Source organism: Alkalibacterium gilvum (assembly GCF_900109085.1).
Taxonomy (GTDB): domain Bacteria; phylum Bacillota; class Bacilli; order Lactobacillales; family Carnobacteriaceae_A; genus Alkalibacterium; species Alkalibacterium gilvum.
Genome location: NZ_FNYW01000008.1, coordinates 1 through 20821, shown reverse-complemented (window position 1 = coordinate 20821; position 20821 = coordinate 1). Strand labels below are relative to the sequence as shown.

At 37.9% G+C, this 20821-nt stretch carries 16 protein-coding genes, 1 pseudogene and 1 other annotated feature; of the genes and pseudogenes, 3 read left to right on the top strand and 14 right to left on the bottom strand.

Going from position 1 to position 20821, the window contains the following annotated elements:
* Window positions 1–221 precede the first annotated feature (221 nt).
* Window positions 222–602, top strand: a complete 381-nt coding sequence (locus BMX83_RS03840; protein ID WP_177170489.1) for a general stress protein — start codon at window positions 222–224, stop codon at window positions 600–602.
* Between the two features lie 83 nt (window positions 603–685).
* Here BMX83_RS03840 and purR read toward each other — a convergent pair whose 3' ends face one another.
* From purR to BMX83_RS03775, 13 genes are all read right to left on the bottom strand, one after another.
* Window positions 686–1513, bottom strand: coding sequence for a pur operon repressor (purR, locus tag BMX83_RS03835; RefSeq protein ID WP_091633622.1), 828 nt, complete (start codon window positions 1511–1513; stop codon window positions 686–688).
* Window positions 1514–1682: 169 nt separating this feature from the next.
* Entirely contained in the window at window positions 1683–5114 is a 3432-nt protein-coding gene (locus tag BMX83_RS03830) for a pyruvate carboxylase (protein WP_091633619.1), read from the bottom strand.
* A 148-nt stretch (window positions 5115–5262) separates the two neighbouring features.
* Window positions 5263–6339 carry a diguanylate cyclase gene (locus BMX83_RS03825; protein WP_091633617.1) on the bottom strand — a complete coding sequence of 359 codons (1077 nt, stop codon included), beginning with the start codon at window positions 6337–6339 and terminating at the stop codon, window positions 5263–5265.
* 257 nt (window positions 6340–6596) lie between these two features.
* Window positions 6597–7388 carry a metal ABC transporter permease gene (locus BMX83_RS03820; protein WP_091633614.1) on the bottom strand — a complete coding sequence of 264 codons (792 nt, stop codon included), beginning with the start codon at window positions 7386–7388 and terminating at the stop codon, window positions 6597–6599.
* Window positions 7325–8041 (bottom strand): metal ABC transporter ATP-binding protein, encoded by a 717-nt coding sequence (locus BMX83_RS03815; RefSeq protein ID WP_091633612.1) that lies wholly within the window; start codon window positions 8039–8041, stop codon window positions 7325–7327. The genes BMX83_RS03820 and BMX83_RS03815 overlap by 64 nt, the downstream gene beginning before the upstream one ends.
* A gap of 45 nt (window positions 8042–8086) precedes the next feature.
* Entirely contained in the window at window positions 8087–9055 is a 969-nt protein-coding gene (locus BMX83_RS03810) for a metal ABC transporter solute-binding protein, Zn/Mn family (protein ID WP_091633609.1), read from the bottom strand.
* A 191-nt stretch (window positions 9056–9246) separates the two neighbouring features.
* A complete protein-coding gene (locus BMX83_RS03805; RefSeq protein ID WP_091633606.1) occupies window positions 9247–9504 on the bottom strand; it encodes a Veg family protein in 258 nt (85 codons plus the stop codon).
* 230 nt (window positions 9505–9734) lie between these two features.
* Entirely contained in the window at window positions 9735–10637 is a 903-nt protein-coding gene (gene rsmA, locus BMX83_RS03800) for a 16S rRNA (adenine(1518)-N(6)/adenine(1519)-N(6))-dimethyltransferase RsmA (RefSeq protein ID WP_091633683.1), read from the bottom strand.
* On the bottom strand, window positions 10624–11199 hold the full coding sequence (gene rnmV, locus BMX83_RS03795) for a ribonuclease M5 (protein WP_091633603.1): 576 nt from the start codon (window positions 11197–11199) through the stop codon (window positions 10624–10626). The genes rsmA and rnmV overlap by 14 nt, the downstream gene beginning before the upstream one ends.
* A gap of 12 nt (window positions 11200–11211) precedes the next feature.
* A complete protein-coding gene (locus tag BMX83_RS03790) occupies window positions 11212–11982 on the bottom strand; it encodes a TatD family hydrolase (protein WP_091633600.1) in 771 nt (256 codons plus the stop codon).
* A gap of 137 nt (window positions 11983–12119) precedes the next feature.
* Window positions 12120–14159, bottom strand: coding sequence for a methionine--tRNA ligase (gene metG / locus BMX83_RS03785; protein WP_091633598.1), 2040 nt, complete (start codon window positions 14157–14159; stop codon window positions 12120–12122).
* A 111-nt stretch (window positions 14160–14270) separates the two neighbouring features.
* Complete coding sequence (locus BMX83_RS03780; RefSeq protein WP_091633595.1) at window positions 14271–15095, bottom strand: Cof-type HAD-IIB family hydrolase; 825 nt, start codon at window positions 15093–15095, stop codon at window positions 14271–14273.
* A 147-nt stretch (window positions 15096–15242) separates the two neighbouring features.
* Window positions 15243–17654, bottom strand: coding sequence for a glycoside hydrolase family 31 protein (locus BMX83_RS03775; RefSeq protein ID WP_091633593.1), 2412 nt, complete (start codon window positions 17652–17654; stop codon window positions 15243–15245).
* A gap of 166 nt (window positions 17655–17820) precedes the next feature.
* Window positions 17821–18030: a binding site (T-box leader), on the top strand.
* Window positions 18031–18096: 66 nt separating this feature from the next.
* Between BMX83_RS03775 and tyrS the strand changes: the two genes are divergently transcribed.
* Window positions 18097–19362 (top strand): tyrosine--tRNA ligase, encoded by a 1266-nt coding sequence (tyrS, locus tag BMX83_RS03770; protein WP_091633590.1) that lies wholly within the window; start codon window positions 18097–18099, stop codon window positions 19360–19362.
* A 52-nt stretch (window positions 19363–19414) separates the two neighbouring features.
* Here tyrS and BMX83_RS03765 read toward each other — a convergent pair whose 3' ends face one another.
* Window positions 19415–20380 carry a DUF1002 domain-containing protein gene (locus BMX83_RS03765; protein ID WP_091633588.1) on the bottom strand — a complete coding sequence of 322 codons (966 nt, stop codon included), beginning with the start codon at window positions 20378–20380 and terminating at the stop codon, window positions 19415–19417.
* Between the two features lie 244 nt (window positions 20381–20624).
* Between BMX83_RS03765 and BMX83_RS03760 the strand changes: the two are divergent.
* Window positions 20625–20821, top strand: a pseudogene (locus BMX83_RS03760) (hypothetical protein); the annotation flags it as partial.

Below are 20821 nucleotides of genomic sequence, written 5' to 3'. Positions count from 1 at the left end.
CCTATCTATACTCTAGACTGTATACTATCCTTATTTTTAACACAACTATATGACTAAAATTCCTCTCTTATCATACTGTATGACTATAATCTTTTCAAGATATATAAGGTCTAATATTTGAGCTGAAAGTTTTCCTTTCTTATACTATACATAGGCACTTTTACTTTCCAAATCCAAAAACTCTAATTTAAGCATTCATGATACTCTTAAGGAGGCAAAGAATGATTAAGCAAAAGCAACGTGTTGTCGGGAGTTATAAAGATGAGAAGGAAGCAGAGCGTGTCATTCGACATTTACTCGCTCAAGGTTTCCAAAACAAGCAATTAACTATTTATACTAACAAAGAAAAACACCCTTTTAATTCTGAAGACAGGAACATTGAAGTCACACAGCCTGATATTGAAAAAACAAAAAGTAATGATAAATCTCTAGAGGACAAAAATTTCTGGACGTCTATTCGGGATGCCTTTCATATCCGAAAAGATCATGAGTTTGATCATTCCAATTACCGCCCAGAGAGTGATTTACTTGCTCCCTACCGTGAAGATCTTAGGGATGGCTTTTATATCGTGACTATTGATGATTCAAAAGACAATCTCTAACTAGCAAAACTAGCGGCATCATTCATCTTGAGAATGATGCCGCTAGTTTTTAAATATTGTGATTCATAACATGTAATAGTATATTACATGTTTTTAGAATAAAAATCCCCTTCAGAGATAGCGATTGTACGATCATCACTGTTCACACTATCTACCTTCAGTAAAGCCGTGTAATCTGAAGTGGATCGTTTCCCTTTATAAATATTCTCTGCAATAACAGTGGCGCCAACGACCTCAGAATCGAATTCTTCAACCAAACTCATCATTCCATTAATCGTTCCACCACCTTTGATGAAATCATCAACGATAAGGACTTTTGAATCTGTATTCAAACTACGTCTGGATAGTTCCATTTTTCCAACACGGGCAAATGAAGAATCTGACACGTAGTTTATGCTTACAGTAGATCCTTCTGTTACCTTGGAATCTCGGCTAACGATAACTAAAGGAACATCAAGATAAAAGGCTACAGATTGGGCAACCGGCACACCTTTCGTTGCTACTGTCATCACACTGTCTATTTCTGTTTCCATATACTGAGAAGCAATCGCTCGTCCGATTCTCCTTAGCCACTTGGGATCTCCCATTAAATCTGAAAGATAAACATACCCACCTGGTAAAAGGCGTTTTGAATGGTTTAACTCTTCAATCAAATCAGCTATGAAATTTTTTATATCCTTTCTATTCATCTTCGGGATATATTTCACGCCACCTGCTGCTCCGGGCACCGTTTCGAGTATGCCTATCCCTCTTTCAGAGAATGTACGCTTAACAATTGCTAAGTCTTCACTGATACTGGATTTCGCAGATTCATATTTCTTCGAAAATAATGTTAAGGGAATCAATGTATGCGGATTTTCCAATAAATAATGGGTCATATCGACCAGTCGTTCACTTCGTTTCGTTTTCAATTAAAAACACCTCTTATGTTTTAAAACTGTGCTCACTATATATTTCATTTTAACGTTTTCTATCAATTATTGATAGGTTATTCTTGTGAGTTACTGCTTTTAGCTATTAAATTTACCAATAATCGATTACTAGGGTTAAAAAATCTGCGCAAGAACTGCGCAGATTCTTTTATTTAGTCTCAATTTCGACAAGTAGATCATTGGTTTGAATTGTATCTCCTTCTTTAACAAAGAGACGTTCGACTTTTCCAGCTATAGCAGATCGTATGGTGGTTTCCATTTTCATTGCTTCTGTTATAACGATCGGATCGCCTTTTTCAACTTTATCGCCACGATTGACCAGAACTTGTAGAACTGAACCAGGCATCGTTGCTCCAACATGACCTTTATTCGTAGGCTCAGCTTTTTTACGGATCGCTTTAGTACTCGTTATATTTTTATCCTTCACTTCAATCTGTCTTCCTTGCCCATTTAGCTCGAAGTACAGCACACGGTTACCCTCTAAATCCGGGTCGCCGATTTGATTCAGTTTAATAATAAGCGTTTTTCCTCGTTCAAGCTTCACTTCTACTTGCTCCCCCATACGCATACCATAGAAGAACGTCGGTGTATCTAACTTGGTTACCTCGCCGTACATGTTATAAAAGAATGTATAATCTAAAAAGACTTGAGGATACATAATGTAGCCAAGAACCTCTTCCTGGGTAGGTTCACGATCTAAATGCTCGCTTAATTCTTTTTTCACTTCAGAAAAATCAAGCGGTTCTTTGTATTGACCCGGTCTTTCTTTCATAGGTTTTTCATTTTTCAAGACTAATTTTTGCAGTTCTTCTGGAAAGCCTCCTTCAGGCTGACCAATTTCACCTTTGAAGAAGCGCACAACTGATGTTGGGAAGCTTAAGTCTTCACCTTTTTCATAAACATCTTCTTCTGTTAATTCATTTCTGATCATGAATAACGCCATATCTCCAACTACTTTAGAAGATGGCGTTACTTTTACAATATCGCCAAACATACGGTTAACAACAGCGTACATTTCTTTGATATCATCCCATTGTTCTTCTAAACCTAGCCCCTTAGCTTGCTGTTTTAAATTTGTATATTGTCCTCCAGGCATTTGATGAGTATACACTTCAGTAGAAGCGGCCGGCATACCTTCTTCGAAATCGGTATAGTATTTTCGGGTATCTTCCCAGAAGCGATTTAATTGCTCCACATTCTTGATGTTATACTTTGGCGCATGAGATGTTCCTTCCAAAGCATAGTAAAGACTTCCCATACTTGGTTGACTTGTTTTCCCGCTCAAAGCACTTTGCGCAACGTCTACAATATCCACGCCGGCTCTAATTGCTGCACCATATGTGTATACACCATTTCCACTTGTGTCATGCATATGCAAATGAATGGGTATAGACACCGTATCCTTTAATTCTCCAATCAAACGATAGGCTGCTTGTGGTTTAAGTAATCCAGCCATATCTTTGATAGCTAAAATATGTGCCCCGGACGCTTCTAGTTCCTTCGCCATACGTTTGTAGTAAGCCATTGTGTACTTGGTCTGATTTGAATCAAGCAAATCACCTGTGTAGCAAATAGCTGCTTCTGCAATTTTATTATTATCTCTTACATACTGAATGCTTTTTTCCATTTGAGGCAACCAATTAAGGCTGTCAAATATACGAAAGACATCAATGCCATTCTCGGAAGCAAGGCGTATAAATTCTTCCAATACATTGTCCGGATAATTGTCGTAACCCACAGCGTTCGACCCACGGAATAGCATTTGAAAAAGAGTATTTGGCATTTTTTTCCGTAACTTTTTCAATCGTACCCACGGATCCTCTGTCAAGAATCGGTAAGCTACATCAAAAGTTGCTCCGCCCCACATTTCCATAGAAAAGAGTTCTGGTATGGCTTTTTCAGTTTTTTCAGCAATAGCGAGCATATCGTGCGTTCGCAAGCGAGTGGCCAGCAAACTTTGGTGGGCATCACGGAATGTAGTATCTGTCAGTAGAACAGACTCCTGAGATTTCACCCAACCGGAAACTTTTTCAGGCCCTTCCTTGTCTAATATATGTTTGGGACGAATAATTTCTTTTGAGGGGATGATAAGTTTCTCAGGCATTCTCGGTTCTTCAAATGCACGTTTTTCTGGTTTTCCAATTCCCGGAAATCCATTAACCGTAACGTTTCCAATATATTTTAATGTCTTATTCCCTCTATCTCTCACTTTGGGATAATGAAATAATTCTGGTGTTTCGTCTATAAAGCGCGTTGTCATTGCACCGTTTTTAAATGTTGGATGTTTCAAAACATTAATCAAAAACGGAATATTTGTTACGACTCCCCTGATTCGAAATTCCTCTAGGGCACGCGTCATCTTCTGTACAGCTTTTTCATAACTTAAGCCTTCGGTTGATAATTTAACTAACAAAGAATCAAAGAATGGTGTAACGACGGATCCCTGAAAGCCATTCCCAGCATCTAGGCGAACACCATAACCTCCTGGGGAGCGGTATGTATTGATTCTGCCCGTATCAGGTAGGAAATTATTCGCCGGATCTTCAGTTGTTATTCGGCATTGTATTGCTGCACCTTTTAACACAATATCCTTCTGCTCAGGCAAACCAATTTCTGAATGCAAGTGTTTATTTTGTGCAATCAAAATCTGTGTTTGTACAATATCAATTCCCGTAACCATTTCAGTGATTGTATGCTCAACTTGTATACGTGGGTTAACCTCAATAAAATAAAATGAATCGTTTTCCAGTAAAAACTCAACTGTCCCAGCATTTACATAGCCAACATGCTTCATTAATTTCACTGCTGTTTGGCACAGTTCTTCTCTTACATTTTCTTCTAATTCAACACAAGGGGCGACCTCAACAACTTTCTGATGACGTCTTTGAACCGAGCAATCTCTTTCATACAAATGCACGATATTACCATGCTGATCGCCCAAAATTTGTACCTCTATATGTTTAGGTTCAGCAATATATTTTTCGACGTACATATCATCTAGTCCAAATGCCGCTTTTGCCTCACTTTTTGCTCTTGGAAATTCTTCTGTAGCCTCTTTGGGATTATTAGCGACACGCATGCCACGGCCGCCTCCGCCCATAGCAGCTTTCATTATAATTGGATAACCATGCTCTTCACCAAAGGTTAGTACATCTTGTATATCCTTAACAGGTCCATCTGTCCCAGGTATTGTTGGTATACCTGCCTCAATGGCTGCTTTCTTTGCTTTTATTTTATCTCCAAATATATCTAAATGATGCGTATTTGGTCCAATAAATGTTAAGCCATTCGCTTCACACTCTTTTGCGAATGCCAGGTTTTCTGAAAGAAAACCGTATCCGGGATGAATAGCATCCACTCCTGCTTTTTTAGCAACGTCAATAATGCTTTCGCTGTCCAAATAGGCCTCTATTGGTTTCTTTCCTTTTCCTACAAGATAGGCTTCGTCAGCTTTAAAACGGTGCACACTTGCTTCATCTTCTTGAGCATAAATACCTACTGTATCAATTTCAAGCTCGGCCAGTGCTCTGAAAATACGAATAGCTATTTCGCCTCTATTCGCGACCAATACTTTTCTCATCAGAAATTCACCTCATTCTTATTTTTATGAAAATGTTATCATCTTATAAACTTACTCCTTATTTTACCAGAGTAGCAGTGAAATTAAAAAGTTTTTCAATTTATACTGAAAAAAAAAATGCTTAAAAGCACTCTTTTACAGACGTATGCTATACGCTTACTCTATTTCTACCCTCATTTTTAGATTTATATAGAAGTGTATCTGCTCTTTCAACCATAGTTGAGATCTGGTTAATTGTTTCTGGATAAGCAGCGACACCAATAGAAATCGTCACTGGAATACGCACTAATTGGTTAGTTACAAATTTATGTTTAGCAACTTTTTCTCTAATGTTCTCTGCCAACTCAACGGCTTCGCCCTTACCTGTTTTTGGTAAAACAATTGTAAATTCTTCCCCGCCTTTTCTAAAGGCTATCCCCTTGTCTTGAATAGTTTCTTCAAGCAAACGTCCCAATTCAACAAGGACGTAGTCACCCGCAGCATGACCATAGGTGTCATTAGTCAATTTAAATCGATCAATATCAAGCATGATAATTGCACAAGCCTCTTGGGTTTTTTCTGCCTTTTGAGAAACCTTTGTCCAATAGTCTGCAAATTGTCTGACATTACTTAAACCAGTCAAAAAATCTGTAGATGACTCAACCTGATATTTATTAAATAGGTATTCCGAATTCCTTATGTAGTTGACGAGATATACGGCAGACATACCAGTAAGGGTTGCTGTTAACCAAAATAGAAGAATCACTGGAAGTAAATTAACTTTGTCAACGGCAATAATTAGGAAATAAGTGGTCGCTATATTGGAATATAGAATGAAATAAAATCCCTTTCTTAGCATACGTTCTTCCTTTTTTAATAAACGATCTAGTATATGATAGCCTACTAAAAGTGTAAGCATCAAGTAGGACGCGTATACAGCTGATAGTCCCATAACAATCTGAAAACGACCCAATACAATAATTAAAGCAGCTATTAATGCAGACCGCTTGCTTACAAACAAAACAAGAAGCATAACTGGAACAAACCTGAAATCAATAATTGTGTCTGATGTAACATTTATAGAAAAATACATCAAAAGGTAGCCCAAGGTTCCACCACAAATTCCATCTATAAGCGCAGAGAGCCCTGGAACAGATGACTTTTCATAACTTTTCCATCTCAATTTCATATAAATAAAAATTAGTGAGATAACAACAGAAAAATTGACAAACAAATCAGATACCATCAAATCCTCCTCTTATTCAATATTGAGCTATTAAATCAAATTTTTATTGTTCTTATTTTATATATAAAAATAGTGTATCACGTTGCTCTCTTTTAAACAAAGTCTGTTCCAATCATTCATATTTTATTCCGTATATCTTCACATTTACTATCCAATAAAATCCTATTAGAAAGACGACTTGTTTTTGTAGGATTATTTAACGCGTATAAACAAAGAGAAGCTGATTGTTCTCTCAGCTTCTCTTTGTTTTTTTCCCTTTATTTAAATACTGAAATCAAAGAAAAGATGGCAATGTAAATTAATGTAATCGATGCGCCAGGTGGTGTTCCTATATAGTAGGAGGCCAAAAGTCCCAGTATCATACCGGTTAAAGCAACACCGATACCTATAACTATAACACCATTAAATCGTTTGCTCAGTCTTATAGAAATAGCCGCTGGCATAATTAGTATCGCAGAAACCAGCAACGCTCCAACAATTGGCATGATAAGCGCAATCGTTATTCCCGTTAATATATTGAACAGCAATGACATAAATTGTATCGGCAAACCAGCAGTGTAAGCTGTCTCTTCATCAAAAGTCAGTGTATACATAGGTTTACGGAAAATACCATATAAAATAAGAATAATACTTGTCAATATAAGTAACATCCAAACTTGTTGATTACTTATCGTAACAATTGAACCGAAAAGAAACTGTTGAATACTCACAGTTCCTCCACTATCATTTAGGCCCATTAAAACAAGGGCTACAGCCATTCCGCCAGACATTAAAATAGCAATGGAAATTTCAGAATATGTCCGGTACACCTTCCTTAAATATTCAAGTGAAATAGCCGCTATCACAATAACTAGTATATTAATCCATGTAGGATCATACCCCAAAAGTAAACCTAAGGCTACTCCAGCTAATGAAACGTGTGATAAGGTATCCGCCATTAAAGACTGACGCCTTAATATTAAAAACAAACCCAGTACAGGAGCGATTAGTGAAATGAGGATGGATGCTTGGAACGCTCTTTGCATGAATCCGTAGAAAAACACCTCCATGGTGAGCCCTCCTTTCTTATAAGTTCAATATGTTTATTGGCATAGTGTCTGATTTCTTCGTGATCATGGGTCACCATCAGTATACCTTTATTGTGAAACTCACTTGCATGTTGGAGAAGTTTATAAAATTCTTCTCTAGAGTCGACATCCATCCCTGTGGTTGGCTCATCCAAAATAAATAGGTCTGGGTCCATGGCAAATACACGGGCAATGGATATCCGTTGTTTTTGCCCACCCGATAATTCACCAATTTTTTTATGACGGGCATCCCACATCCCAACAGATTCTAGAGCTTTTTTTACATGCTCTTTATCGTCTGCATTCAATTTTTTGAACCATTTCCCCCTTGGAAAGCGTCCAGAATTGACTAACTCAAGGACTGTGCTTGGAAACCCAGCATTAAAAGAGGCAACTTGCTGAGGGATATAGCCAACAACTAACTTTTCCCCTTCCTTATTCTTCTTAGAAAGCGTCACAGAGCCCTTTGTCGGCTTCAACAATCCTAAAATATTACGTAAAAGCGTTGTTTTGGCTGCGCCATTTTCACCTGTGAGCATGGCAAAATCGCCGGAGTTAACTTGAAAACAAATGTTTTCCAGTACCGGCTCGTCTTCATAATGGAAGGCTAAATCCTCCACTTTTATATATTGCATATTCTTTCCCACTTTCATTTATGCTTAATTATCATAAGTTGAAATTTAATAGATACTCATTTTCAAGGCTTCTAAATTTTTTCTCATTGCTTCAATATAACCTTGCCCTTTATCTTCAATATTTTGGGGTAAATACTCTAAACTATATAATTCAGCAACCTCAACACCTATTTCATTAGCTATTGTTTCAGCTATCGCAGAGTTCGCTCCCTCTTGAAAATAAATGATAGGAATGGCATACTCTTCAACCTTATGATTGATTTCAGCTATACGCGACGGGCTAACCTCGACCTCAGTAGATAAGCCGCCTACCGCCATCTGATTTAAATCATACCGATCGGCTAGATAACCGAAGGCCTCATGTTGCGTTACAAAACGGCGTTGCTTAGCATCTTTGAAAGCCTCTGCCAGTTCTCTATCAAGCTCTTGAAGTTCACCCTGATATGCTTCTGCACGCTTAGAGTAATCCCTTGAATGTTCTGGATCAACTTCAATTAAGGTCTCTTTCATCGTTTCTACTTGCTGTTGAACCAAGACAGGGTCTAACCAGATATGCGGATCCACTGCATGGTCATGATCGTCGTCATCGTTATGTTCGCTGTCGTGATCGTGATCCCCAGACGTTTCTTCATTAGGTTCAAGTAATTCAATTGCTTCAGCTTGTTCCACTACCAAAAGGTCACTGTTATCAAGAGAATCAAGCATGCTTGGCACCCATGTTTCCATTTCATCACTGCTGTAAACAAACATATCTGCATCATTTATCATGGCCATATCTTTAGCACTCGGCTCATAATGATGGACATCTGTCCCACCAGAAATCATCATTTCAATGTTCGCCCGATCCCCAGCAACTTTCTCGGTAAATTCATAGACTGGATAGAAAGTTGTTACAACGGATAGCTTCTCTTTATTATTTGAAGACGTTCCTTTTGACTCTTCCCCTTCTTTTGCACACCCAACAAGTACAAAAACAGTTAGAATAGAAAAAATCATGCTCTTTGTTATTTTCATTTATATTTTCCTCCGATAAGTCAAATCGTAATGATTACGATTTAAAGAATATCACTTTCTTTTAACCCCTGTCAAGAAAATATTGGGTTATAGGAGTTGAGATTCTATTTTATCCTTTACTTACAGTATTTTAAACAAAAAAAAGTAGTACAATTTATATAAATCATACTACCACCGTTTATTTAATTCAATTAGTTGAATGCTAGATTATTTTCTTCTGAAAGTTCGACTATTACAGCACTCGTTAATACGTCTGTGTAGTTATATGAGACGCGTTCCACTGCATTTTCTTTCTGATCAAGTTCTACGACGAAAATCGAAGGATATGTTTCTGTTAAAATACCATTGCGCTCTGTCGTCTTTTTTCGTCCCGCTTGTGCAGTCAATTTGATTTTTTGTCCAATTTGACTATCCAAGGTTTTCTTAATGCTCGCTAAAGTAATTGGCATATTCCGACTCACCTCACAAAGTAGTATACCCATCATAACACTAAAAAACGAAAATTAAAAGCTATAAGCCCAATAAAGATAGGATTTCATGTGAATATTAAATTATAGTGAGTTTTAAATCCTTTAAAAATCAATTAATCGGTTTACAAAATGAGATTTCTTTAACACAACATGCCAATAGTCAATCTTTATTGTTCGTGTTTTTCTTTTATATGCATTTTAACACTTCATCACCGAATAGCATTTTGGGGGGTGATATTTAGTTGGCTAAAGGCATTAGATAAACGGGCAAATTCTTCGATTGTGAGGGTCTCTCCTCTTCTTTTCGGGTCTATTCCTGCTTGGAGAATACCTTCTGACATTTTCTCTTTCATCATTGGATCTTTACCAAACGCCACCTGGAGGTTATTCCATAATGTTTTTCGACGTTGTACAAAAGCAGCCCTTGTAAGAGTAAAGAATAGTTTCTCATCCACTACATTGACGTTTTCACTTTTTCTACTTAGTTTAATAATAGCTGAATCTACATTCGGTTGTGGCATAAAGACAGTTTTAGGCACAGTAAAGGCTACCTCAGCATTCATATAGTACTGTACTGCAATAGACAAGGACCCATACGCCTTCGTACTTGCCTGGGCAGACAGACGACTGGCCACTTCCTTTTGCATCATCAATACCATACGGTCAACCGGTAGATTAGACTCTAGAAATCTCAAAATAATAGGTGTCGTAATATAGTAAGGCAGATTGGCTACAACCACAATTTCTTCTGCTTCTTTTAAGTGAGAGGTGTAAAAAGCTTCCATATCAACATTTAAAATATCTTTATGAATGATTTCAATATTATTATAAGGAGAGAGTGTGTCCTCTAAAACAGGAAGTAAACGATCATCTATTTCAAAAGCAATGACCCGACCTGCTTGTTTGGCTAATTGTTCTGTTAATGCTCCTATGCCTGGCCCAATTTCGATGACTGTCGTACGCTCAGAGACATCTCCCTCTTCGACAATATTTTTCAATATATTGGTATCAATGATAAAATTCTGGCCTAAACTTTTTTTGGCAGAGAGATTATAGGTTTGAAGTATTTCTTTCGTACGGTTAGGTGTTGCAATATCTTTATGATTCATTATCATACGGTTCCTTTCGTATTCTGTCTAAAGCTGCTTTGACATCTGGTTCTGTAAAGCCAAACATGGTTAACCGTTTTTTTAATTGTTTCCCATTAGTATAACCAATACGCAGCTCTTCTCCAAGGGCCTCTCTAAGCTCCCTTGCTTTATCCGTTCCGATGAGCCCTTCTCTTATTAGAAAAGCCCGGCTCACCGTCTCCTTTGCATCCATTCGTTCTTCCACAACTTTGTCCAAGGCCTCTTTTATATCGTCAAAAGAGGCATGCTCAATACCCAGACTTGCTTTAACGGATTTTCTGTGACGCCCTTGATCTCTGGTGATGAAAGCATGCTTAACTCCCGGAATGTTTTTTGAAATGATTTTCCGAATTTTTTCCCCGGGACCGTCTGGATCAGTAAACACAATAACCCCACGCGTTTCTTGAGCCAAGGCAATTCGTTCAAGTATTTCATCATTAATCGCCGAGCCGCGCGTTTCGATAGTGTCTGCCTTTACAGCACGTTGTATACGTTTGGTATCATCCTTACCTTCGACAACAATAATTTCTTTTATTTTCTTCATTTTCTATTCACCTTAATTTTTCAGTTTAAACAGGCGATTGGCGTTCTGGGTCGTCTGTTTTGCTACTTCCTCAAGCGTTAATCCTCTTTGTTTAGCAACCTCTTCAGCGACATACTTAACATAAGCTGGTTCATTTCGCTTACCACGATTAGGCATAGGGGCTAGATAAGGCGCATCCGTTTCTACGAGTAATTTTTCAAAAGGAACAATCCTAGCTACCTCTTTAACTTCAGGCGCATTTTTAAAAGTAACAACCCCGCTCAGGGATATATGCATCCCAATATCTAGAAACTTTTCCATCCAGTAGGTATCTAAATTAAAACTATGCATGATTCCTCCAGTATCGCCAGCGTGTTCTTCTTTAAGGATTTTATAGGCATCCTCTGTTGCTTCACGATTATGAATACTGATAGGAAGATTTAATTCTTTTGCCACTCTTATTTGACGGCGAAAGGCATCATGCTGCACAGCTCTTGGGTCAGCATCCCAGTAGTAATCAAGCCCCATTTCACCCATCGCAACAATCTTATCGCCCTTAAGTTTTTCTATGAGTTGATTTTCAACAGCATCGGTATATGAGCCTGCTTCAGTTGGGTGCCATCCAATGATTGAATAAACACCTTCGAATTTATCACTCAATTCTAAAGATTTTTGAATGGTGTCTGTATCAAAGCCAACCACTGCCATGCGGGATACCTGATTTTCTCTTGCACGTTCAATCGCTTCGGCTTCTTCTTCTTTAAATTGGTGTACATTAATGTGTGTATGTGTATCAAAAAGCATACGTTCTCTCCTTTACTTATCTCTTTCGTACAATTTAACTTTCACTTTAAAAAGAGAAATTCCAACAAAGGTAAAAGACCGCTCTTTTTTCTTTACTGGAATTTCTGATTATATTAAATTTGTTTCATTGAAATCTGTTAAGCCACAATTGAGCCATTCGGCATATGAGTGGGCGCTTCGACCACTGTTAGATTTCCTTCTGTATCCTCAGCGGAAAGAATCATCCCTTGACTAATTTCTCCACGCATTTTTCTTGGCTTCAAGTTAGCTACAATAACAACCTTTTTACCAACAAGTTCTTCTGGGTCAGGGTAAAAAGCAGCAATTCCAGATAATATCTGACGGTGTCCGCCTTCGTCATTCGCATCGAGCCTAAATTTCAGTAACTTATCCGCATTTTCAACTTTTGTCGCTGCAACAATTTCTGCTACTTTCAGTTCCATACGATCAAATACATCATATTTTATTTCTTTATCTTTAACAGATGTTAGCGTTGTTTCTTCCGGATTAAATGTATCCAATTCCTCTGATTCTCCTTCATCTTCAGACGTTTGCTTCATCCAGCTTTCTATAATCTCTGCTTCTTCATCCACGTCTAAGCGAGGGAATATAGGTGTCCCTTTTTTAACAACTGTCTTGCCTTCATCAAGCTTCATGACTGTCACTTTTTCAAAGGCAACATCTGAATCAGAAAAGCCTAACTGTTCAGTGATTGCTTTAGATGTATGCATCAGAATAGGCTGAAGTAATATAGCAGTAATGCGTAGACTTTCAGACAAATGAGCCATAACACTTTCAAGTGCTTCTTTCTTGCTCTCATCTTTAGCTAAAACCCAAGGTGCCGTTTCATCGATATATTTATTGGTACGCGAAATAAGCTTCCAAACTGATTTAAGTGCAGAACTGAATTGCATCTGAGACATATCCATTTCATAGTCATCAACGGTTTCAAGTACTTGTAGGCGTAGTGCCTCATCAAACGACGTGATATCTCCTTTATACGCTGGCGTTTTCCCATCAAAATACTTATTAATCATTGCTACCGTACGATTCACCAAATTACCTAAATCGTTGGCTAAGTCATAATTTATACGGGAAACAAAATCTTTGGGCGTAAATACACCATCACTACCAAAGGTGACTTCTCGCATCAAGTAATAACGTACAGCATCTACACCATAGCGTTCAACCAATTTCTCGGGATAAACAACGTTCCCTTTAGATTTAGACATTTTTCCATCCTTCATCAATAACCAACCGTGACCAAAAACTTGTTCAGGTAATGGTAAATCAAGTGCCATAAGTAATATAGGCCAGTATATTGTATGGAAACGGACAATTTCTTTCCCAACCATTTGCACATCTGCCGGCCAATACTTTTTAAATGTCTCAGGTTGATTATCAAAGCCGCCTAAATCTGGGTCATAGCCAAGACCTGTAATGTAATTGGTAAGTGCATCAATCCACACATAAACCACATGTTTTGGATTTGATGGGACTGAAATTCCCCAGTCAAATGTTGTGCGAGACACCGCTAAATCTTCAAGTCCGGGTTTAATAAAGTTATTAATCATTTCTTTTTTACGTGATTCAGGTTGAATAAATGAAGGATGCGTTTCGTAATATTCCAATAAACGATCAGCATATTTACTCATTTTAAAGAAATAGGACTCTTCTTTTACCCATTCAACCTCATGGCCACTTGGTGCAACCCCGCCGATAATGTTGCCCTCTTTATCTTTAAACACCTCGGCTAATTGAGTCTCAGTGAAAAACTCTTCATCAGATACAGAATACCAGCCAGCATAATCACCTAAATAGATGTCGCCTTGGGCAACAAGTTTTTCAAAAATTTTACCGACAACTTCTTTATGCTTGGGATCTGTTGTACGGATAAAGGCATCATTAGATATTTCAAGTGTCTTCCAGAGTTCTTTTATTCCTTTCGCCATCATATCAACATATTCTTTTGGTGACTGATTCAGTTCATTAGCTTTTGTTTCGATTTTCTGACCATGCTCATCTGTTCCAGTAAGATAAAACGTGTCAAACCCCTTTAAACGTTTGTATCGGGCTAGCACATCACTCGCGATTGTTGTATAGGCATTACCTATATGTAACTGGCCGCTTGGATAATAAATAGGGGTTGTAATGTAAAACGATTTTCTTTCAGACAACTTAATGTCCTCCTTTAATTTACTTTGATTTAGTCCTTCCTAATGCTAAAAATCTTTTCTTAACTAGTATAGCATAGGAGGGCCTATTGAAAAAGAATGGAATGAGAGAGTTTATATCAGTTTGAAATGCTTTAATGCATTTTTGATACCGTCTTTATCTACGTCATCCGTTACATAATCAGCTGCTTCTTTAACACTATCCCAACCATTGCCCATCGCAACACTAGTATCGACATACGCGAGCATTTCTAGATCATTGGGGCTATCACCAAAAGCGTAGGTATTTTCTTTTTTTAAACCTAGATGATTTAAATAATGCTCAATTCCAGTGGCTTTGGAAATACCTTCGCTGATTATATCTACCGTGTAATGATTTGACCTTGCAAAATGCAAGTCTTCAAAAATTTCCTTATAGTGTCGTTCTTCTTCAATCGATGTTTCAACGATTATTTGATAAATAGGTTTGCCTTCATAATCTTTTGGTTTGGGCGGCTTTTTTATCAAGCGACTTAAAAGCGAAAACTGAATCGAACCGGGGATTATTTTCACAACCCCTTTGAGTAGAGTGAGTACTGAGCTACGCTTAGCAAGTGATACTATGGAGTTACTGAATATATCCTTGGCACCGCATAATATTATCCCATCGTTATTTTCTACTGCCTGATCAATCAGTTTACTTACTATCTCTTTTTCAATCGGATTGTGGTAGACCACTTCACCTTTATGGACAACAAGTTGACCATTCATGGCAATGTAACTATCAATTCCTAATTCCTTACGCACTTCCTCAATAAGTAAAGGCGCACGTCCTGTGGCAATAACGGGTAATATGTCATTCTTTTTTAAGTCTTGTATTGCTTGTTTTGCTGACTCGGGAATGCTGTTGTATTTTGTTACAAGAGTGCCGTCTATGTCAAGAAAAACTACCTTCTCCATTATAAAAGCTCACTTCCTTAATATCTGTGTTCCCTCTATTATATCATGAGTTGAGACGAGTGCCTAAAATAAGATCAAAAAAAGAAAGCAGTATGGCTAGTCATTTTGACCCGATTCCTGCTTTCTTTTTTCTATTTCTTTTTTATTTTAATCGACTTCATCTGGATTTGCCCAGACAATTTCACTAATAGCCCCAAGAAGATCTTCGTCTAAATCTAGGGCGAGTAATGCGCTAATAACACGGGCACTCGTCTTCCCTCTAATCACTGTGTTATATATTTTTTCTTTTTGACTTGCTGGTAATTGAGCGCGATCAAGAAAGCGGAACAACTCACCGTGCATGTCATTGTATTTTAAAGCCATGTCTTTTAGATAAACATTATACGCAGCATCTATCGGTTGCTTTGGTATAATAACTTTCGTAACTTTTCCTTTACGAAAGACTTCAACATCAATTTTTTTATCATTCACATACACTTCTGGCATTTTATGACACGCAAAGCCGACTAAGGTTAGTGTAAACTGTCTTTCTGCCGGTAAAACGCCATGGTTTCCATCCGGTTTATCTATCCGGAAAATCGAACAGTCATCATTCTCTTGATTCCACATCAGTGACATTTTAGTGGTTACTTCTTCTAAATCTTTTCCAAGGCCATCATCTTCGTATAATGAAAAACTCCCATTATCTCCAGCGTAAACGTTAACTTCCATAGTTTCTGGATTATCCGTGTAATTGCTGAAGCTCTGATCGAGCGGAACGATTCCACCCGCTTTTACAAATACGGGATACGCTGATAATGAACGATACATATCTATCGTACGCCCGCCTTCATAAGCACGGTTAATAAAGAAGTCATACCATCGTCCTTCAGGAAGCCAGACTTTGACCTGCCCTAACCGCAAGTTTTTTTTGAGAGGTGTGGTAACGGGGGCAACAATCATTTGAGTCCCAAAATAATACTGATTAGGTACTTCATATGCCTCTTCTTTCCAAGGATGATGATAATACATTGGTCGAATAAGTGGAAAATCATCAAAATGACTAATCACATTCATCGTATAAGTATAAGGCACTAAACGATGTCTTAACTGCAGATATTCCTTAACTATTCTCTCAGCATTATTCCCATAGCGCCATGGCTCTTTTCCGCTGAATTCACCATCTTGACTATGAAGCCGATTGATTGGTGAGAAGACACCAAACTGTATCCAACGTACAAAGAGTTCGTTATCTTTTTTCCCACCGAAGTGTCCGCCAATGTCATGACTCCACCAACCATAACCAACATTGGAAGAGGTTGCTGTAAAGTATGGCTGAAAATCTAATGAGTCCCACGTTGCCGACGTATCTCCAGAAAAACCAATAGGATATCGGTGAGACCCTAAACCGGCATATCTTGAGAAAACAAGAGGCCGACTTTCTCCACGTCCGTTATCTAGAAAGTGATAGTGGTTAAGCATCCATAACGGATCCAGGCCTTCTACTTTAGTCACACTTCCTTGCTGCCAATCAATCCACCAAAAATCAACACCAATCTCTTCATGCGGATGATGCAAATATTTAAAATAAGCATCTAAAAATGTATCGTTTGTAATATCAAAATTGATGGGTTTTTTCTCTTCTATATCAATGCCCATCTCTTCAGCCATTGGTTCATACATTTCTTCATAGGGCTGCACCCCATTCGCAGGATGTAGATTTAATGTAGTTCGCAAACCTCGCTCTTTAAGCCAGCTAAGAAACGCGTTTGGATTTGGGAATAAATCTGTATCCCAAGTATAGCCTGTCCAACCTGAACCATATTCAGACGGCACATCAGTAAGATGCCAATCCATATCGATAACTGCAACTGAAAAAGGAAATTCTCTGGTTTCAAACTCTTTGATTAAACGTTTATATCCCTCTTGAGTATAAGGGTAATAACGACTCCACCAATTCCCCAAGGCGTATCTTGGTAGCATGGGTGCTTTGCCTGTAAGGTGATGATAGTCTTTCAACGTACCTAAGTAGTCCCTCCCGTACCCAAAGAAATACATATCTGTAACGCCCTTAGTTCTTTTTTCTACCCAACCATCATCGGTTAAGCACATGGATTCACTGTCATCAAAAACAGAATACCCACTTTTATTCATAAGTCCCTCTTTGAGTTCGATTGCTCCATCTGTAAAATCTAATGTACGCGCCGTCCCTTTAAGGGTTTCTGGTTTTTCTCCAAAGTGCCAGCTGCTATGATAAAGACTATAATTCCCAATCGCTTCTATTTGAAGGTTGTTTTTTGTAAATCCACCCTTTTCTTTATGAAAAATAAGATGCGCTTTGGCTGTAATTATTTCTATATAGTCATCATTTTCTTTTTTCTTGAATTCTGGTGTGTTGAAATTACGATTCAAAACGACTTGTGTCGCATGGTCTTCGAAGTCACCATTTGCATTATATTCTAAACGGAAAAGTGCAGTTGTTAAAATAGTGAATCGGTAATTCTCCCATATAATCTGTGATTCAACTGGGGCTTTTGGTTCTCTATTTAAATTAAACACGTCTTTTCGATTCTTAACCAAGTCTCCTCATCCTTTCCCATTAACTCTTATTTATAGTTTAGCATACAAGCCACATATCTCCACTTATAAGAATGCAATTTGCTCTTAAATAAACAATATAAAAAATAAGCAGAGGATGTGTAGTTGACTAATTCTTTTCATTCCCTTATACTAACTTGTATATAAAATATCAGCGATGACTGAGCACAGTAGTATGTCTGAATAGTTTTAGAGAGCGAATGGCTGGTGAAAATTCGCCTAGGCAGACAATACGAATTACACTCGTGAGCTTTTCTCTTTTGAGACGCATCCTAGCGTTATAGGATTGAGTAAGGTCAGTACATATAATATTATTGACTTTAATCTGGGTGGTACCACGGCTCTGTTCGTCCCGGCAAAAGTATATAAACTTTTGTGGGGATTTTTTGTTGCTCAAAAATATGTAAAAGGAGACATTTAAAACATGAATATATTAGACGAACTAAGATGGCGCGGGGCCATTAATCAGCAGACAGATGAAGACGGCCTGCGTGAACTCACAAATGAAAAAGAGGTTGCTTTATATTGTGGTATTGACCCTTCAGGCGACAGCATGCACGTCGGTCATTTGATTCCATTTATGATTTTGAAACGATTCCAGCTGGCTGGACATAAGCCAGTTATTCTTATTGGTGGAGGGACAGGTTCTATTGGTGACCCTAGTGGGCGTAAATCTGAGCGTCTTCTCCAAACAATGGATCAGATTGAAAAGAATGCTGAAAAATTAAGCGGGCAAATGCGCCAGTTATTCGAGGCGGGATCCGAACAGTCAGGTATCAAATTGGTAAATAATTATGACTGGCTAAGCGAACTCTCTTTCCTTGATTTTCTTCGTGATTTCGGAAAAGAATTCAATATCAACACCATGCTTGCAAAAGATGTTGTATCAAGCCGTTTAGATACAGGTATTTCCTTTACTGAGTTCAGTTATCAAATCATTCAGTCGGTAGACTTTCTGCACTTATATCAGAATGAAGACGTCCAACTTCAAATTGGCGGTTCTGACCAATGGGGGAATATCACTGCAGGTTTAGACTTGATACGTAAAAAAGAAGGAACAGAAGCCAAAGCATTTGGTCTCACAATTCCACTACTTTTAAAAGCGGATGGAACAAAATTTGGTAAATCTGCTGACGGTGCCATCTGGCTGGATCCTGAAAAAACAACGCCTTATGAGTTTTACCAATTCTGGTTTAATCAAGATGACCGAGATGTTGTGAAATACTTGAAGTACTTTACCTTCCTTTCAAAAGAAGAAATAGACCTTTTGGCTGAAAAAGTAGAAACAGAGCCACATAAACGTGCAGCACAAAAAGCTCTAGCAGAAGAAATGACTCGTTTTGTTCATGGACAAAACGCCTTAGATGAAGCAATTAAAATTTCACAAGCCCTCTTTTCTGGTGACATCCAAGAATTAACGGCAGACCAAATTGAAACGACATTTAAAGATGTTCCAACATCAAACGCACCTCTAGGCGAACATCACTTAGTTGAGTTCCTAGTTGATATAACTAAGATTGAACCTTCAAGACGCCAAGCGCGTGAAGACATCAAAAATGGTGCTATTCGTATCAAAGGTGTCCAAGTTAAAGATGTTGATTATTTAATTTCAAAAGAGGATAGCTTTGAAGAACGCTTCATTATTATACGTAAAGGTAAGAAAAAGTATTTCCTCGTTAATTTAGTTTGATTTTTAAAACAGAAAAGGAGTCAGATCATATTTTGATCTGACTCCTTTTTATTTAATTAAAAAAATTTCTTATCGTCTGCCACAATTCACTGAAGAAATTACCGATTTTATCTATTAATCCACTGTCTTCAGCATCTTGCCATAAATCACCAAAGCGATCTTTTATATTAGAGGATAAATTCTCCAATTGCTTTTTAACTTCTTCAGAATTAATGGCTCCGGTTTGTTGATAACGTTCAAAAAATCCTAATAAACGATCGATTTGTTCCTGGCTGATTACGTTCGTTAGCTCATTATTTTCCAGTGCATCATTAATGATACGCTCAATATCTTCGCGTGTAGCCAAATCATCCTGCTTCTCGCGCAGTTCTGCTAGCTGTTGTTTAATTTCGACAATGGCTTGATCCAATCGTGCTGTATCAAATCCTTCATTGCCCTCATTAGCTTGGGCAATATCGTTAGTGGTTTCCAGTTCATCTTGAGCCACTTTCATACGATCTTGGTCCAACTCTTCCCCATTTATATCAAAGGCTTTATATATTCCTGTCAATGCACTCTCGCCTGTTACGGGACGAATACTTGCAACCATAATAGTTACATCTTCCACTCCAGCAGTGATCGCTGCATTGACATACTGCTCTTCTGTAATTTCAGTTATATCTTCTGGTGTTTCAATTAAAACAGTCACACCACCGCCTTCGTTTTCTCTTTGAACAAGAACGGAAGAAATCATACTAGACGTATTCCCTGAACCTGTACCTAAATAATTTTGTAAATCATTTCCTGTAACGTCTACACTTGCCACATTTTCTCTATTATCAATTCCAAGTAGATCTGATGTGTCATTAATTTGAGCATCATTCAATCCACCTCCATATACAAAGGTCGGCAATCCCCATGCTTCATTAACTACGCTGGTATCTATTCCTTCCGATGCATTTACCGTTGCTATTGGCATCAAGCTTAAGACACTTAAGGCAGCAATAAATTTCAGTCTATTTTTAAAAGTTTTGATCATCTTCTTCTCTCCTTTTGAAAATGCATTCGTTTTAATGCATGTCTAGTATACCATCATCCATTTCATTTTACACATATTCGCCCACTAGATGCTATCGTTCTGTGTGTATTCTTGTGGTTCTATAATTAATCGTGTTGGTGAGTTCTAACGAACTCGCTGGCACGTTTTTTTGTATATCAATAGAAAAAGGCCAGTAGATTCCCTTATAATTAAGTCGACGAAAACCAATCAAAGGAGAATCTACATGACCCACTCTCATATTATACGAAATTCACTAAATATTAAAGATGAAAACATTATTTTTGATGTAAATAATTATCTTTGTCCCGAAGAAAAGATAAAAGAGACGAACTACTTAGTTTATCAAGCTACATTGACATACAAGCCGAAGGCTTGTCATCACTGCGGATCGATGAATGAGGAACACTCGATTACTAAAAA